This is a genomic window from Geomonas ferrireducens (genome assembly GCF_004917065.1).
Lineage (GTDB): Bacteria > Desulfobacterota > Desulfuromonadia > Geobacterales > Geobacteraceae > Geomonas > Geomonas ferrireducens.
In genome coordinates this window covers 566,326-582,626 of sequence record NZ_SSYA01000003.1, presented here as the reverse complement: position 1 = coordinate 582,626, position 16,301 = coordinate 566,326, and the positions used below count along the sequence as shown (strand labels likewise).

19 protein-coding genes and 1 tRNA gene are annotated in these 16,301 nt (G+C 56.2%); 14 read left to right on the top strand and 6 right to left on the bottom strand.

The features are described 5' to 3' along the window. Positions 1-46: 46 nt before the first annotated feature. From folD to E8L22_RS18380, 6 genes are all read right to left on the bottom strand, one after another. On the bottom strand, positions 47-892 hold the full coding sequence (gene folD, locus E8L22_RS18405; protein WP_135871956.1) for a bifunctional methylenetetrahydrofolate dehydrogenase/methenyltetrahydrofolate cyclohydrolase FolD: 846 nt from the start codon (positions 890-892) through the stop codon (positions 47-49). A gap of 182 nt (positions 893-1,074) precedes the next feature. Next, the gene (locus E8L22_RS18400; RefSeq protein ID WP_129127657.1) at positions 1,075-1,314 is read right to left on the bottom strand and encodes an FmdB family zinc ribbon protein; all 240 of its coding nucleotides are present in this window, start codon (positions 1,312-1,314) and stop codon (positions 1,075-1,077) included. An 86-nt stretch (positions 1,315-1,400) separates the two neighbouring features. Then, positions 1,401-1,859, bottom strand: a complete 459-nt coding sequence (locus E8L22_RS18395; protein WP_129127656.1) for a CBS domain-containing protein — start codon at positions 1,857-1,859, stop codon at positions 1,401-1,403. After that, positions 1,856-2,170, bottom strand: coding sequence for a DUF167 domain-containing protein (locus E8L22_RS18390; RefSeq protein WP_129127655.1), 315 nt, complete (start codon positions 2,168-2,170; stop codon positions 1,856-1,858). The genes E8L22_RS18395 and E8L22_RS18390 overlap by 4 nt, the downstream gene beginning before the upstream one ends. Continuing rightward, on the bottom strand, positions 2,170-2,616 hold the full coding sequence (locus E8L22_RS18385; RefSeq protein ID WP_136526575.1) for a DivIVA domain-containing protein: 447 nt from the start codon (positions 2,614-2,616) through the stop codon (positions 2,170-2,172). The genes E8L22_RS18390 and E8L22_RS18385 overlap by 1 nt, the downstream gene beginning before the upstream one ends. Beyond that, on the bottom strand, positions 2,613-2,942 hold the full coding sequence (locus tag E8L22_RS18380) for a YggT family protein (RefSeq protein ID WP_136526574.1): 330 nt from the start codon (positions 2,940-2,942) through the stop codon (positions 2,613-2,615). The genes E8L22_RS18385 and E8L22_RS18380 overlap by 4 nt, the downstream gene beginning before the upstream one ends. 244 nt (positions 2,943-3,186) lie before the next feature. On the opposite strand from E8L22_RS18380, the gene E8L22_RS18375 reads away from it, so the two are divergent. The 14 genes from E8L22_RS18375 (at position 3,187) to E8L22_RS18305 (ending at position 16,281) form a co-directional block, all read left to right on the top strand. Next, positions 3,187-3,284: transfer RNA gene (locus tag E8L22_RS18375), tRNA-Sec, on the top strand. A gap of 125 nt (positions 3,285-3,409) precedes the next feature. Beyond that, positions 3,410-4,684: a M48 family metallopeptidase gene (locus E8L22_RS18370; protein ID WP_162604870.1), complete on the top strand. Its 1,275-nt coding sequence runs from the start codon at positions 3,410-3,412 to the stop codon at positions 4,682-4,684. Positions 4,685-4,792: 108 nt separating this feature from the next. Next, the gene (locus E8L22_RS18365; RefSeq protein ID WP_136526572.1) at positions 4,793-5,932 is read left to right on the top strand and encodes a hypothetical protein; all 1,140 of its coding nucleotides are present in this window, start codon (positions 4,793-4,795) and stop codon (positions 5,930-5,932) included. Positions 5,933-6,130: 198 nt separating this feature from the next. Then, entirely contained in the window at positions 6,131-7,297 is a 1,167-nt protein-coding gene (locus E8L22_RS18360; RefSeq protein WP_136526571.1) for a DUF4268 domain-containing protein, read from the top strand. Positions 7,298-7,468: 171 nt separating this feature from the next. Continuing rightward, positions 7,469-7,831: a hypothetical protein gene (locus E8L22_RS18355; RefSeq protein ID WP_136526570.1), complete on the top strand. Its 363-nt coding sequence runs from the start codon at positions 7,469-7,471 to the stop codon at positions 7,829-7,831. Between the two features lie 850 nt (positions 7,832-8,681). Beyond that, positions 8,682-9,176: a hypothetical protein gene (locus E8L22_RS18345; protein WP_136526568.1), complete on the top strand. Its 495-nt coding sequence runs from the start codon at positions 8,682-8,684 to the stop codon at positions 9,174-9,176. A 218-nt stretch (positions 9,177-9,394) separates the two neighbouring features. Further along, complete coding sequence (gene merB / locus E8L22_RS18340; RefSeq protein WP_136526567.1) at positions 9,395-10,039, top strand: organomercurial lyase MerB; 645 nt, start codon at positions 9,395-9,397, stop codon at positions 10,037-10,039. 254 nt (positions 10,040-10,293) lie between these two features. Continuing rightward, complete coding sequence (locus E8L22_RS18335) at positions 10,294-10,875, top strand: LemA family protein (RefSeq protein ID WP_136526566.1); 582 nt, start codon at positions 10,294-10,296, stop codon at positions 10,873-10,875. A 19-nt stretch (positions 10,876-10,894) separates the two neighbouring features. Continuing rightward, positions 10,895-11,809, top strand: coding sequence for a cation diffusion facilitator family transporter (locus E8L22_RS18330; RefSeq protein ID WP_136526565.1), 915 nt, complete (start codon positions 10,895-10,897; stop codon positions 11,807-11,809). 3 nt (positions 11,810-11,812) lie between these two features. Further along, the gene (locus tag E8L22_RS18325) at positions 11,813-12,877 is read left to right on the top strand and encodes a M48 family metallopeptidase (protein ID WP_136526564.1); all 1,065 of its coding nucleotides are present in this window, start codon (positions 11,813-11,815) and stop codon (positions 12,875-12,877) included. 3 nt (positions 12,878-12,880) lie between these two features. Next, positions 12,881-13,474, top strand: a complete 594-nt coding sequence (locus E8L22_RS18320; protein ID WP_136526563.1) for a hypothetical protein — start codon at positions 12,881-12,883, stop codon at positions 13,472-13,474. 1 nt (position 13,475) lies between these two features. Next, positions 13,476-14,618: a glutathionylspermidine synthase family protein gene (locus E8L22_RS18315; protein ID WP_136526562.1), complete on the top strand. Its 1,143-nt coding sequence runs from the start codon at positions 13,476-13,478 to the stop codon at positions 14,616-14,618. A gap of 12 nt (positions 14,619-14,630) precedes the next feature. Then, positions 14,631-15,872, top strand: coding sequence for a hypothetical protein (locus tag E8L22_RS18310; RefSeq protein WP_136526561.1), 1,242 nt, complete (start codon positions 14,631-14,633; stop codon positions 15,870-15,872). A gap of 1 nt (position 15,873) precedes the next feature. Beyond that, a complete protein-coding gene (locus E8L22_RS18305; RefSeq protein WP_136526560.1) occupies positions 15,874-16,281 on the top strand; it encodes a DUF350 domain-containing protein in 408 nt (135 codons plus the stop codon). The last annotated feature ends 20 nt before the right edge of the window (positions 16,282-16,301 follow it).

Genomic DNA, 16,301 nt, shown 5'->3' with positions numbered 1-16,301 from the left:
TACTCCTTGCTCATGTCTGATTGATTGCTCTTACCATCCCGCCTCTTTACATCCCCCGCTTCGCCGACTCCAGGGTGTTCTGCAAAAGCATGGTGATGGTCATCGGGCCGACGCCGCCCGGAACCGGGGTGATCGCAGAGGCGCGCTCGCTGGCCGCGGCGTACTCAACGTCCCCGACGAGCTTCTTCTCACCCACGCGGTTAACGCCCACGTCGATGACCACGGCACCTTCCTTGATCCAGGCCCCCTTGATCATCTCGGGGACACCGACCGCCGCGATGACCACGTCCGCCTGCCCCACCTTGGCGGCGAGGTCGCGTGTCTTCGAGTGGCACAGCGTCACCGTCGCGTTTTGCTGCAGGCACATGAAGGCGACCGGCTTGCCAACGATGTTGGAGCGCCCGACCACGACGACCTCCTTGCCGGTCAGATCGACGCCCGTCTCCTTGAGCATCACCATGACGCCGTAGGGGGTGCAGGGCTGAAAGAGCGGCTTGCCGATGACGAGACGCCCGACGTTGTAGGGGTGGAAGCCGTCGGCGTCCTTCTCCGGCGATATTGCCTCGAGGACCCTTTCGGTGTTGATCTGCTTGGGGAGCGGCAACTGCACGAGGATGCCGTGGATCTTCGGATCGTTGTTCAGCTTGTCGATGAGGGTGAGGAGTTCCTCCTCGCTCGTTTCCGCTGCGAGCTTGTACTCGTCGGAGAAGATCCCGACGTCGGCACACGCCTTCTCCTTCATGGAGACGTAGACCTTGCTCGCCGGGTCTTCCCCGACAAGCACCACGGCGAGCCCCGGGACGATTCCTCGCTCCTTCAGTCGTGCCGCTTCTGCGCTGATCTCTGCGCGGATCTTTGCCGCGATGGCCTTGCCGTCGATGATTTTCGCCATGAACGTGTACCCCTCTTTCCGCTGGAATATGCAGGCGCGGCGCGTCCTCGCGGGCGGACCGGGCTCAGATTTTTAAGTTGTCGATAATAATTAAAACGGAAGGTTTTGTAAAGGATTTTGCCGGGAACAGGGGACAAAAAAAGCCCCCGTGGGTACGGGGGCCTTGTCGTTTCATGGCGTCATCAGGAGGCCGAAGGGCAACCGGCGCATCCCCCGCCGGATGGGCAGGAAGGGGCCGCCTTGGAGCTGCCGTAGCCGTCACCGTACCACCCTCCCCCTTTCAGGGAGAAGCCGGACTGGGAGATAAGCTTTTCAACGGAGCCGCCGCACTTCGGGCACTCCGTGGCGGGTGCGTCGGAAAACTTCTGGCGCAACTCAAAGGTTTCGTTGCAGCTTTTGCATTGATACTCGTAAAGTGGCATCGCTTTTACAACCTCCTATGAAGCTTTAGCGCCTGACGCGAACGGCCGGGCGCAGGTACAAATATAAGTAGCCGCCTCCGTTTTTGTCAAGAGGCAACGATCAGGCTTTGGCTGATGGCGAAGAGCAGGCGCGAGCGGTAGATGATCCCCACCACCTTCTTGCCGTCCACCACGGGGACCCTCTGGAAACGGTGCGTGAGAAAGAGCCTCGCCACGTCGCTGACGCTCGCATCCTGGGTGACCGAGATGGGCTGGTGCTCCATGATGGCGGAGGTGGGAAGGTCCTTGATGCGGTCGCACAGGGAGCCGAAGAAGGCGGGGTCGGATTTTCCCTCCGGCGCGTCGTCCATGATGGCGGTGATGATGCTCAAGGGGGTGAGGATCCCCGCGAGTCCTCCCCTTTCGTTGACCACGATCAGGCCGGGTGCGGCGTTCAGGAAGCTCTCGTCGCCGAAGTTGCTCTTCATGATCCGGACCGCCTCACCCACCGTGGTCTTAGTGGTGATGGACGGCACGTCCGTTACCATAATGTCTTTCGCCTTCATTGCTGCTCCTTCTCCGTTTTGAATAAGGGCAGGAGGTCATCCTGCTCCACCCCTTGTACTCTGACCACCTTGTGCCGGGACTTGGCGCCCGACTTGATGCTGACCTTGGACTTGGCGATGCCGAGGCTCTTCGCGATGAGCTCGACGCACTGCTTGTTCGCGGCGTCATCCACCGGCGGCGAGGTGAGCCGCACCCTGAGCTCCCCTTCCTTCGGTCCGCAGATCTCGCTGCGCGAGGCGCGCGGCTGCACGTGCACCGTGAAGAGGAGCCCCTCAGGTGTGCGTGTTACCCGTACCGTCTCTTCGTTCATTATTTGTCCAGGGCGAGCAGCTTGTAGTAGGTATCCAGGAGGTTCTTGAAGCCCGACTCGAACTGAAGCTTGTCCCTCTTCAGCTCCTGGATCTGGTTGTTCAACTGCACCAGCTTGTTCTCGGCGTCCGCGACGATGCGCTCCCCCTTGAGCTCGGCCTCCGAGATCATGAGGTGCGCCTCCTTCTGGGCATTCGCCTTCATCTCCTCGGTGATCCGCTGTGCCGCCAGCATGGTCTCGCGCAGCTGCGCCTCGCGGGCCTCCATCTCCGTCATCTGGGTCTGGTTGCGGTTGATGCGCTCCTTGAGGTCGTTGTTCTCCCTGATGAGCTCCTCCATCTCGCCCGCCACCAGTTGCAGGAAGGCATCCACGTCCTCCGGGTCGAGGCCGCCCAGCATCTTTCCCTTGAACTGCTGCTGCTGGATGTCCATGGGGGTTATCTTCACAGGGCACCCCCTTTGAGCTGGTTGCTGTAGATGATGAGATAGCTGTAGGCCGTGTCGAGGACCACGATCTGCACGAGGTAGATCACCGCGAAAAGTACGAGCGGAGAGAGGTCGAGCATGCCGGTGTCCGGCATGTAGCGGCGGATGCGGCGCAGCGCCGGCTCCGTGACCCGGTAGATGAAGTTGACGATGGGGTTGTAAGGATCGGCGTTGATCCAGGAGATGATGACACTGGCGAGCAGGATGTACTTGTACACGGTTAAAAGACCGTTGGCCAACTCGATGATCTTCGCAAGGGCCAAGAGTATGTTGGCGAACAGGATCATTCATCCCCCTCTTTAAATGGTAGTAAGCACGCCAAGCTATACAGAAATCACGATTGTTTGTCAAGCATAGCAGGGGTATGCGGGTGGGCGCAACTATCAGCAAAAATAAGAACTATTTTGCAAGGCGTACAAATAAAGGCGACGAAAGAGAGGCCCTCTATAAGCAGGGCCCTTTTCATATCCGATTTTATATATTGACTTAAGGTTGGAGATGCTTTAAAAAATGCGACAAGAAAATCAATGAGGAAGCACCACCGTCGCTGGTGGGCGGCCCGGTCTTCAAAACCGGTGTGGGGGGTGAGAAACTTCCCAGGTGGGTTCGATTCCCATGTGCTTCCGCCATTACCCTACCTCCATGAAGAAGGCCTTTGGTATCACCAAGGGCTTTTTCTTTGTCCACTCCAGTACAAGAAAGGGTTATTGGAATGACTTCTCGTCCAGTCGCCGTAACGTGCCCCTCGTGCGGATTGAGTAAATCCGTCCCCTTCGACAAATGCCCGCCCGATGCGACGGTCACCAGTTGCCCCAGATGCAAAACCAGCTTCGTTTTCTCAAGGGACGCGGCGACCTTACCGCTGCCCGAACCGATCACGGACGAGGTGGCGCCCCCCGCCGTCGCAGCATCGCCGACGAAGTCCAAGGCGGGGCGGAACTGTCCCAAGTGCGGCTACCAGAGGCAGGAGTCCGATGCCATCTTCGATGCGGCGTCATGTCCTAAGTGTCACGTGGTCTATGACAAATGGACGTCCGGCCCAAGCGGAACCTCAGCGAAAGCCTCCGGCAGCATCCCGAACGTCAACCTGGGCCCCATCATCTACCACCGGGAGCAGAGCCTTTTCATGATCCACGCCGTGGTGGCGACGATTTACTGGCTGGGGCTGCTCTTCGCGACCAAAGGCGTTTTCGCGTTCCTGCTGCCGGCTTTCGGCATCGCCCTCCTGATCGGTCAATCCGCACTCATCGCCCATCTAAAGGGCAACGGCATCAAGCTCTCCCCCACCCAGTTCCCCGACCTTTACAACCGGCATCTCAACTGCTGCAAGACCCTCGGCCTGAGTGACCCTCCCGACGCCTACCTGATCAACGGCAGTGGCTTTCTGAACGCCTTCGCCACGAGGTTTTTGGGCAGGAACTTCGTCGTGCTCTACACGAACGTCATCAACGCCATGTCCGACCGTCCAGAGGCGATCAACTTCTACATCGGGCACGAACTCGGACACATCAAACAGAGACACCTGCAGTGGGCACCCTTCCTCTGGCCCGCAAGCCTATTCCCGCTGATAGGAGCCGCCTACTCCCGTGCCCGCGAGTACACCTGCGACCAGTACGGCAGAGTCTGCTGCGACAGCACCGACAGCGCCCTCAAAGGACTGATCGCATTGTCCGCCGGAGAAAAGCTCTGGTCCGAAGTCAACGTGGAAGCCTATCTGAATCAGATAGAGCAGAGCAGCGGTTTCTGGATGTCGTTGCACGAACTCATCTCCGACTACCCCTGGCTCGTAAAGCGAGCCGCGCGAGTCGACAACCCGTTTGCAGCCCCCCCGCAGCGCAGTCTTTTCGCCTGGTTCTTCGCCCTCTTCATGCCGCGCACGGGAGTAGGAGGATCAGCCGGCGGCGTCCTGGTCACCGTAGCCATCATCGGCATCCTCGCCGCGATAGCCATCCCCCAGTTCGCCCAGTACCAAGCCAAGGCGAAAGCATACAATGCAGAGATGGGAGCGAGCAAAATTATCACCAAATAAGGACATTGTGCCAGGCTCTTGAGATTGTGGGCTTTGAGCAAAACCCAAGAACGCCAGCTCGTTAATATATGATAGGTCGAATCAATTTGGGTTTGAAAAGGAGGAGATTTGGAGGCAATAGCAAAATCATCCAATAGAGAAATAAATGGCTTTATGGAGCAGTGGAAAAACCATCCCATGTCTATCCCAATAATAGTTTTACTGGTTACCTCTGCTTTTATGTTTATTATAGTTCAGAGAGGTATCGATGAAAATACAATCATCATTGGTATAGTTTTCTGTTGTTTTAGCTTTTTATTGCTACTACTTGTGGTAATTGTACTGGTCAAGCACAAATTCGTCTTTTATAATGCCACCGAGCTTATTATATCAGAGGTAAAGAGTCAGTTATCGAGCATACAGGACGCACTAGGTGATGTTGAGATTGGATATGGGATGGCATTTGATCACCTTCGTGCACCGCCGATAAGTACTGAAGTTACTAAGACTATTCAAAATTTTGAGCAATTATCTAACCTTTTGAAAAAGATCGGGTACCGTCTCGATGTTAACAATGAAACCAAAAAAGCTTTGACCAAATATTATCTTAGAAAAACGAAATATGCTAAAGCTTTGGGCTGGGTTGAGCAAGTTGATAAAAAAGATTCAGAGTGCAATTTTATGAGAGGATTGCTGCTTTGGAAGCTTGGCCATGAGAAGGAGAGTAGGAAAGCGTTCGACCAGTCTGTCCATCCAAACTCAGCGTACTACAAATATTTGACATATATAACAGGTGAAAGCGTAAAGAGGGAGGATCTTCGATTATTCATTCAAGAGGTACGGAATGAAAAGGGGCCGCTTTTCACAAATTTTTTTGCTCAGCTGAACATCGGAACAGCTTACTTTAAAAAAGCTATTGAATTCCCTGACAATGGCCAGATAGTTGACGCAGAAATGCTGCGAAACGCACTAAAAAACGCCGAGCGCCTGCTACCCAGGGACTCTACCGGGTTTGCATATTTTAATGCGGCTTGCTACCTGAGCCTGATGGGAAAATACGAGGTAGACATCAGTCCTGAGCTTGTTTTCAATAAAGAAGAATATTGCAATAAGATTATCGACTATCTCAAAAACGCCATAGAACTTAATGCTATTTCAGTAAAACATTCTGCAATTGATGATGATTTGAAATGGGCACGTTCAGCATGTGGTGATAGGTTTACTGCCTTAGTAGGCAAAAACTGCCAAAGATGTAATTCGCTATGTTGATCACGGGATATGTGCAGGACACTGAGGTAGAGTATAGAGCAGGGTTGCCCCTGCCCTCCCCCATCGACCGTGCATAAAGGCGGGGTCAGGCCAGACTTTTGGACATTTGAGTGGACTGGAACGTCCGAATGTCGATCCTGGCCCCAGTGCTCCCTGCCCCCAGGTACTTCCCCAAAATGCTTAAAAGAGGTGACTTAAATGTACCAGATAGATAAATCGCTGAACCGAATCAAACCCCTGACAGTAAAGAAATTCAGCGACCTTGGTTTTACCGAACGCGGACATCTTCAGGAGTGGTTGGCAAACGAGTCTATGGCCCTGGGCGAAGAACTGTTGATCATCCAAAAGGAATTCGACGGATTCGACGATACAAATGAAAGACTGGATCTGCTCGCACTGGATAAGGATGGTAACCTCGTCGTCATAGAGAACAAGCTTGACGACTCGGGCCGCGACGTGGTCTGGCAGGCTCTGAAGTATGCCTCTTACTGTTCCACCCTCAAAAAGAACCAGATCGTAGAAATCTTTCAGAAGTACCTTGCAAAAACCGGCGGTGACGGCGATGCACAGGCACTGATTTGCGAATTTCTTGAAGTACCGGATTTGGCTGAGGTTGTCCTTAACAGCGGCAATCAGCAACGCATCATGTTTGTGGCAGCCCAATTCCGCAAGGAGGTCACATCAACCGTCCTGTGGCTCTTAAGCCACAACATCCAGTTGCAGTGTTTTAAAGCAACGCCATATGGGATGGGTGACAACCTGTTTTTGAAACTGGAGCAGATCATTCCAACTCCAGAGGCAACAGAGTTCATGATTGGTATCAACGAGAAGGAAGCGGCAGAGAAGACTGCGGAATTTGAGTTGAAAAGCCGCCATAAGATCAGATTAGCCTTTTGGCAGCAGGCGCTGGACGCGCTAAAAGCAAGCTCGACAGACCTCTACAACAACATAAGCCCCAGCAAGGATCACTGGATTTATGCAGGGTCCGGGATGAGCGGTTGCCCGTTCGATTTGATTTTTGGCAGCAAGTTCATTCGAGTGGAACTCGTGATTGCCAGGACCAACAAGGTAGAAAATAAATTCATTTTCGATTATCTGGTCTCGAAAAAATCTCAGATAGAGGAAGCATTTGGAGATGCACTTTCATGGGACCGACTCGACGACAAGAAATCCAGTTCCATAAGGTTTGGCCATGATGTGGACGGTTTCAACCGTGATAACTGGCCTGGAATGGTCAACTGGATGGTCGAGCATATAATCAAGCTGGAGGCAGCCCTCAAGAAACCACTAGCGGATGCCGTTAAAGCCCTCAAAACAGAAGGGATTGAGACTCCTTCATACATCAACGGGGACGATGCTTGCTGAGCAGGGACAGAGGGGACAGTGGTAAGTTGTGTAAGTAGTTGGCGATGACGAGTTGCCAACCAAGCGGGTGGACCAGGTCTTCGCGGCTCATGAGTGCTGGTGAAAGCTGGTAGGAGCCAGGCGCTCCGCCGGTCACCTCACACCGTTGGGCCAGAGCAGAAAGGAATTCGAATGAAAACTACCATCGCTGTGACTTGCATCCTCGCCGCCACCTTTTCAACAGTAGAAACGGCTAGAGCAGGTCAAACACTTGAAGATCTTGAGCGTGAGGGCATTGAACAATGTGCAGCGTTAGCGAACAAGATGTTCAGCGCCAAGGCCTCGCGTAATGTGCCGAAAAATGTGATGAACTTTACGTCGCTGGCGACTTGGCGGGCTTCATGTGCTGAAAAACCGCCGATGGGACCGGGGAACGTGACCGCCTTATGTGAAGGCGATGCACGTACGCATTCCGGTGAGAAGAAAAGGGTTTTCTTCTGGGAGAAGTCTGAAAAGGGGAAAAAGTACACGGGTTATTACTGGTGTGAACAATAGGTCTGAGACGGCAAGAATCTGCATACCAATACGTTCGGTAGTACGTCCCCTGAGAGAAGAAGTCCCAACAATGCGCGGGGGGCCTGGGGGTCAGTGAGGACTCTTTCGCCGGACGTTTTAATCAAGAGGTAATACCATGAGAAGTACATCGTGGATTGATCTCGTGATAGTGTCTTTTGCTATCTGCTCGGCTGCGTGCATTGCACTAGTCGGAGCAAAAAAGACGTTCAAGTATGGACAGCTTAAAGGAAGTATTCAGGATTTAAATACTTCAGATAAAAAGCTATTGAAACTCTCAGCTTTACTCTTTGCTCTTTTTGCGATCTTACTTGCAGCCCGTCTACTAGTAGGCTGAAAATCTGGAACCCTAAAAGGCATGGAAAATTCTCCGATTACCATAATAGTCTTCCTTGTAGCTGCTACCTTGATTGCTATTCCGCTGTCTAAACTGATTTCGCGCGGGATGCTAGCAAGTTGGCGTCAACTCGTGGTGGGGATCTGGGGCCAGGCTTGCGAAGTTGCAATCTCTGATGACCTCGCCGTCATCTTTGTAACATTGCAAGCCTGACCCCAGATCCCCGACCTCAGATCCCCCCATGTCTTTGTACTGGCTGTACCGCTGGGCAAACCAAGTACCTGACAAAGAACAACTTCTTGAGGCAAAAAGTCGATTTATTGGAATGTCAAATGTCATTTACACTGATGACTTTGATGCCATCCATAAAACAGAGGAACGAATAAGGCGATGCCTAGGCCTTGAACCGGGAGAGTAGAGATGCCAACCAGGCGGCGACAGACAGGCGCTAACGCGCGCCCTCACGCCGTCGGTAATGAAGGAGATGGAGGAGGAATGGAGCGAGAAAACCTAGCACCGATAATTTCAGCAAGTGCAGCGTTGGCAGGGGTTTTGATTTCACAAGCTGTCACATTTCTGCGCTCTTCCTTAGATAAAAAACACGATCGTAATAAGTTACTCCGCCAGAAGTATGAAGAGATGATGTTTCATTTTACAGCATCCTTACAGTACACGAAAAACCTGGATAGTTGCACCACAAAGGCAGAAGTCTTGGCCCTGTCTCAAGCAGTAGATGCACGAAAAGCGCTTTCACTATGCTTGCTGTATTTTCCTGACCTTGTTGATGCATCGAATGCATATGTCCAAGGTCAAGTGATGTATTTTGTATCATTAGTAACAGCGTACAAAGACCACATCCCCTTCAATGCTGGAAGCCAAGCGCTAGTGCATGATCCGCAGCACCAAGCAGTAAGTGATGACCTCAATCGAAAGAAAATCTATTACGAGAATTTGATCGTATCTAAAGCCAAGTACTATACAAAGGCTTGAGTCTATCTGCGAAAGGGAGCTTCCAACAGCGGCCATGCCACTGTGGTCTCACTAGAATAAATACAGGAGATATACTTCTAGAGGAAGAGGGGTCGGGTTCGACTTTTGGATATTTGAGACAGGAGACAGTGCGGATAAAGGTATCAAGGCAGTTTGACCGGGACGAGATTCTGCCCAGTCAACTCCCAGCCGCTGGGTCATAAAGAGAGGTAAGGCACATGTCCATTGATCCTTTATTGGGAGAGCGGCTCCAGGCCGCATTGCATTGTCGCCATCCCAAGCTCTGGTTGCATTTGTTGCGCGCGTTGGCAAAAGGCAAGCCCGTGGCTAAAGCAAGCATAGCACTCGCTCTCGATATCCCCCTGCGAGACATAGAAACGGATTTGATGGAATTCAAAGACACCGTGTTCGATGATGATGGCAACATAGTCGCCTGCGGACTGTCTCTGATTCCCACCCCACACCGCTTCAGCGTTGACGGCCACAATCTTTTTACATGGTGTGCACTGGATGCTCTGATGTACCCCGTTGCATTGCAGCAGATGGCACTGGTGGAATCACTCTGCCCGGTCACAGAAGTTGCGGTTCGGTTAACTGTCACACCAACGGGGGTTACCGCGCTGACTCCGGCCGAAACTGTGGTGTCTCTCGTGATACCTGCCGATCAGGCAGGCTGCTGCAATGTGCGCAACACTTTTTGCAGCCAAGTCCATTTCTTAAGCTCCCCCGAGGCCGCCGATAAGTGGCGATCCACGTACCCGGAAGCGACGATTCTGTCCGTTGAAGAGGTCTGGCATTTGGGATGGGCGATAGCCCAGCGTCGGCTGGCAGATGCTTGTAGAGGTTGGAGGGGACGTGCTTGAGTTCCTTGAGTTACCTACACAGATTTAAACGCACTATTTCCGCAGCACCAACAGCTCGCATAGATGCGCTTCATCATCTTTATGCCAAAGATGGTAGCTCATTCATCCATTGTTTCCCGCCGAATGGAACCTTCCACAGCCCTACAGACAGAAAGACAAGCTGAGTCCAGGCCATTGACTTCATTCCATAATCAGTATATAGTCGCCGCTAATTTGCCCGGATTTATGAGCACATCCTTTGGAGGGACACCTTAATGATCGGTGCGATCATCATCAGCCTCATCGCCGTTATCGCCGTCTTCGTTGCCGTTTCTTCGTACAACAGCCTCATCAACCTGAAGGAACAGACCAATAACAGCTGGAAGCAGATCGACGTGCAGCTCAAAAGACGGCACGACCTTATCCCCAACCTGGTGGAGGCGGTCCGCGGCGCCATGCAGTTCGAGCGCGAGACACTTGAGGCGGTCATCGCCGCCCGCAACAAAGCCGTCAGCGTCTGCACCGGCGCAGGTCCAGCCAACGTCGCCGAGATCGCCGCAGCCGAGGGGGCCCTCAACGCCGCCCTGTCCCGCTTTTCCGCGATCGTCGAAGCCTACCCGGATCTGAAGGCAACCGGCAACGTCGCCCAGTTCCAGGAGGAGCTCACCTCCACCGAGAATAGGGTGGGCTTCGCCCGCCAGGCCTATAACGATACCGCCACCAGCTACAACGTGGCACAGCAGCAGTTCCCCAATGTCCTGTTCGCCGGGCTGGCCAAGGCCGCTCCCGCCACACTTTGGGAGATCAGCGAGCATGCCGACCGCGAAGTCCCCAAGGTGAACCTCTCTTTCAAGTAACCTTCAGAAAAGGAAATCCATGGCTTCAGGAGAAAAGGCGGTAAAGGTCGCCTTCAGAAACAACCTCGTCATCTTCTTGTTCAAGCTTTTCGCTGCCCTCACCACACACAGCGCCGGTATGATGGCGGAAGCGGTTCATTCCCTGGCAGACACCGGCAACCAGGTCCTGCTCCTTTTCGGGATGAAACGGAGCAAGATTCCTCCCACCGACACACATCCTTTCGGCCACGGCAAGGAAGAGTACTTTTGGAGCTTCATCGTAGCTATGCTGCTCTTCGTCCTTGGCGGCGTCTACTCGCTCGTGGAGGGGTTTCACAAGCTGCAGCACCCCGAACAGCTCCAGCACCTCTACCTCAACTACGCGATCCTGAGCTGCTCCATCGTGCTCGAGGGACAGTCGTGGTGGATCGCCCGCCGCAGTATGGGGAAACATTCCTCCTCGGAACTGCTGCAGGGGGTCGTCGATTCCAAGGACAGCGGGACGGTCGTGGTATTCGTTGAGGACTCCGGGGCGCTCTTGGGGTTGGCCATCGCCCTGCTCGGGACCGCCCTCGTCTCCCTGACGGGAAATCCCGTTTACGACGCGGCCTCCTCCCTCTTTATCGGCGCACTCCTCTTCGTGATGGCGCTCTTCCTCGCGAACGAGATGAGAAAGCTGATGATCGGTGAAGCGATCGACCCGGTCCAGGTCCGCTACGCGCGCCGCGTCATCAACAGCCATGAGCACGTGCTGGCGGTGGGCGCCATCCGCTCCATGCAGCTTGGCGTGGCCGATTCCCTCATCTGCATCGACGTCGACTTCAAGCAGGAGCTGCACGACCACGAGGTGGAAAAGACGATCGCCGAGCTGAGGGAGAAGGTGCAGAAGACGGTCCCGCAGTTAAAGCACATATTCATACAGCCCGCGCCTGTGCTGGCGCGAAGCGAAGGGTAGCACGTGGCGACCTTCTTCGAGCTTCAGGAAAAGAACCGGAGAAAGACCAAGTGGGTCGTCGCCCTCTTCGTAGCGTTCTTCCTGTGGCTTGGGCTGGGACTCGACTTGGCGCTCTACTATAAGGCCCGCGCCCATGACCGCCCCACCCCGGCGAAGGTCTACCGGGAGACGGGACAGGGAGCCTACCAGGAGGCGGAGCTACCGCCGGGAGCGATCCGTCCCTATGAGAAGAAGTCCAGGCCGTTTCGCCCCGTGTTCACCCTCGTGATAGGGCTTTTGGGTGCAGGCCTTGCCTGGTGGGAACTCTCCGGCGCTGCCGCCACGGTGTTAAAAGCCGTCCGCGCCACGCCCGTCAACGGCGACACGAAGGGGCCGGGAAGGGTGTTCCACAACGTGGTGGAAGAGATGTCCATCGCCGCAGGCATGCCCATGCCTTCCGTCTGGATCATCCCCGACCGCGATCCGAACGCCATGGCGGTCGGTCTGAAGCACGGGGATTTCCACGTCGCCGCGACGGAGGGGCTGCTTCTCTCCCTGACCCGCGAGGAACTGCAGGGGGTGGTGGCCCACGAGATCGCCCACATAAAGAACCAGGACGTGCGCCTTATGACGACGCTCACCGTCCTCGTTGGCTTGTCCGCGCTGATCGCCGAGTTCGTGGCGCGCTGCCGGTACTACGGCAGCAGCGACCAAAGCGGGGACGACGACAGCCGCATCGGCAGCATCATCTTCGTGATCTGGCTCTTCACCGTGCTCCTTGCCCCCCTTGCCACCCGCATCATGGCGCTCATGGTCAGCAAGGAGCGCGAGTATTTAGCCGATGCGTCGGCGGCGCAATTCACCCGCAACCCGCAAGCCCTGATCTCGGCCCTGGAGAAGATTTCCGGGGCGGCCGGAGCGACGCACAGCATCAGCCAGGCGAGCGCCCACCTGTGCATAGCGAGTCCCACCGCAGCCGATCTCTCCGACGAGCAGAGCCTTTTCTCGACCCACCCGCCCATGTCGCAACGGATCGCGCGCCTGCGCCTCATCGGCAGAAGCATGGCCCAGGCGCCGTCTGGAGGTTAAAGAATGAAATGGAAACCGAGGACCGAGGTCCCTTTCGCCCTTGCCGTGCTGGCCATGGGCGTACTTAACGCGCAAGCGGGATCGTCCGGGGACTGGTCGGACGGCAGGAGTCCGCAGGAACTGGCGAACCGCGTGGGGGTGAAAATCCACCTGAAGGAGGTCTGCGACAGCGGTCACGGCATCGCCTCTTTCGGCAAAGGGGGAAGAAACGGCCGCCTGGTCATCGTGAGCCAGGAACCGGCCAACGTCAGCAGCACCATCATCGACCGCTGCGACGGCACGAGAGACATCCTCGATGACGAGACCATGCGGCAGGAGTACGAAAAAGGTCCCGCCTTCGACGGCTCTGCCGGCGCCCCTCACCACTACAACTCCTGGCTGCACCACTACTACAACAACACGCTCTACTCCTACCGGCAGGGACGCACCGGTTCCTACGACCACGTGAGCCCGGCCCGCTTCGCCAACCGGGCGGCGGCGATGCAATCCAAAGTCGCGGCAAACCACGTCGCATCCGCGATGTCCGGAGGGAAGGTTTCCTCCGTGTCCGGCGGCCGGTCCGGATTTTTCTCCGGCGGCGGCAGGGGAGGCGCGTAACATGGTGAGGCTCGTGGAGGCGAAACCGATCAGCTCCGGCGATCTGGCCCGCGCCGGGTTTGACTGGTTCGATCAGGAGTACCAGTGCGCCGAGGAGATGGTCGAACTGGGCGAGCCGGAGGCGGATGCCTATCTCGACGCGGCGGAAGAGCTGTACGAGATGTTCGTCGAGACCGCCGAGGAGATCATGTCCAACAACCTCCTCCCCGAGTTCGGCTTCCCGCTCGAGATGAATTCGCTGATCTGGGAGAGCTGGGAGGAGGATCGTTACTGGCACATCTACGGCCGCTTCGACCTGGCCGGCGGCATGGACGGGGTGCCGATCAAGCTGATCGAGTTCAACTCCGACACCGCGACGCTCGTGCTGGAAACCGCGGTGGTCCAGTGGCTGCAGGCGAGACTGAACGGCTTCGACGAGACGGCGCAGGTGAACGATCTCTTCGAGGCGTTGCGGGACCAGTTCGACAGGCTGGCATCGCTCAATCCGCAACTCGAGCGGCGGCTTCTCACCACCTGCTTCGACTCCTCCGAGGACTACTGGACCTGCCGGCTCATGGAGAAGGCCGCCAACGACGCGGGGTTCGACTGCGACTTCGAGGACATAGACGCCGTCACCTTCGCTCCCGGCGGGGTCTTCACCACCGATCCCGACGAGGTCCACTGGCCGTACCTCTACAAGCTGATCCCGTGGGAGTCGATCATCTATGACGAGCCGGAACTGCTAGACCTCTTGGGGCAGTCGATGAAATCAGGATCGACCATGGTGATAAACCCGCCCTACGCCCTGCTGTTCCAGCACAAGCGCTTCCTCGCCAAGCTCTACGAAAAGTTTCCAGACCATCCGTACCTTTTGAAGACCTCGCTCGCCCCCCTGCCCGCCCCCTGCGCCAGGAAACCTGTGCTCGGACGCGAAGGGAAGAACGTGGAACTTCTGCTGGGGACCGGCGCCGTAGCAGGTGCCGACGGCGGTTACGGTGCACAGCAATCGATCTGGCAGGAGCTGGGGCAATTCGCAGTCGATGCCAAAGGCAACAAGTACCAGGCAGGCGTGTTCTTCGCGGGGCGCCCGGCCGGGCTCGGCTTCCGCAGGGATCCCCGCATTCACTCCGACCGGTCGCAGTTCATCGGCCACATCATCAGGTAGCCCGGAGTCTCCATGGCAAAGTTAAAGAAGAAGGAGTCGTCGAACCCGCTCGCAAACCTGGGCGGCTTCGCCAGCTTCATCGGTATAGGGCTCGCCATCGGCGGGGTGTACCTCGCCAACCTCTATAACGAAAGACAGGAGCGCAACGAGAAGCTCCGGCAGTTTTGCGCCGTTGCCCAGGCCGAGGTCACCCAGTGCCAGAGCGTGTATGCCTCGCTCTGCTCGCAGAAGGAGTGGGCCGAGATAAAGCCGCTCGCCGACCGGGAGAAGTGGACCCAGGCCATCTCAGCGGGAGGGGCAAGGATCAACGAGGCGAGGAAATCGGTGTGCGAAGACGGGGTGAAAGACCTCGACGCGTGCCAGGAAGTGGCCGACACGGTGAAGGAAGAGATGTCCGGGTTGTCCGACCACATGGAGGACGTCCTTACCGCGTCGATCGACCGTGTCGGCATGAAGGAGCGCCTCCACAAGGACCTCTCCGAGAGCAAGGCCCTCTTGCGCCGGGCGGAACAGCTCCTGGGGGACCCGAAGAGCTTGCGGGAAGGAGGCGATCGTACGCTGGTCGCGAGCATCAAGCAGGAACTCGCAGGCTCGAAGGAGGCAGGCGCCCTCCCCTTCAGCGATATCTACCTGAGTTCCAGAACTGCCGAAAAAAGCGCCGAGCGGCTGCGCTGGCTGGTGCAGCGGCTCACCGGGGAGAAAGCGCTCCGGGCGGATGAGTGGGTGGCGCGCGTCCTCGACAGCCGTCCTGCCTACCTGGCGACCCTGGTGCGATACACCTGGGACAACAGCAAGGATTCCCCCCCGGTATCGAGCTCCGAGTCGACGGCCGAGATCGGCAAGGAGTTGTTCGAAGCCCTCAGGAACAGCAGCGGCGCCAAGATCGCCGACACCAGATCGTCCGGGGCGGTTTTGCAGTCGAGGGTGAACGAAGAAGATGCAACGACACTGGGGGTGCCCGCCCTGGCCCAGGCCCCCTACCCCTATGGGGACAGCCACGGCGAGATATACCTCGATGAGTGCTCCGAGGCGTTGAAAGTCACCTTCCAGTTCAGGTTCAAGGGGCAGACCGTCGAACGTGCCGCAACGATCTACAAGGAGGATCTGGGCGTGCTCTACCCGCTTACCGCCCCCCAGTCCTTTGTCCTGAAAGAGAAAAACGCCACCACCGACCAAGTAAAGATACCGGTGTGGCTGGCGCAGACCTGGAGCCAGGTTTACAACCAGCGCATCCCGCAACAAGGAGGAATCTAGGATGGCCTTCGCGCTCGATCACAACATAATCATCAACTACGGGATCTACCTAGTCCTCTCCATGTTTTACCTGGCGCTCTTCTCATGGATCTACATCCGGTTCACCCCCTATGACGAGATCGGGCTTATCCGCGAGGGAAATCTGGCCGCGGCGATAAGTCTCACAGGAGCCCTGATCGGTTTCGCCATCCCGGTAGCCATCGTCATCGCGCACAGCGTGAACCTCCCGGACATGGCCGCCTGGGCGTTGATGGCGACCATGGTGCAGCTATTCGTGTTCTCCGTGCTACGCAAGCTGTTGGGATTCGTCGTCGACGACATAAAAGCCGGCAAAGTCCCATCCGCCCTGCTCCTCGCCGCCTTTTCCAGCGTAGCGGGTATACTCAACGCGGCGTGCATGACGTACTGACTCATCTGTCCTCGTTCGTC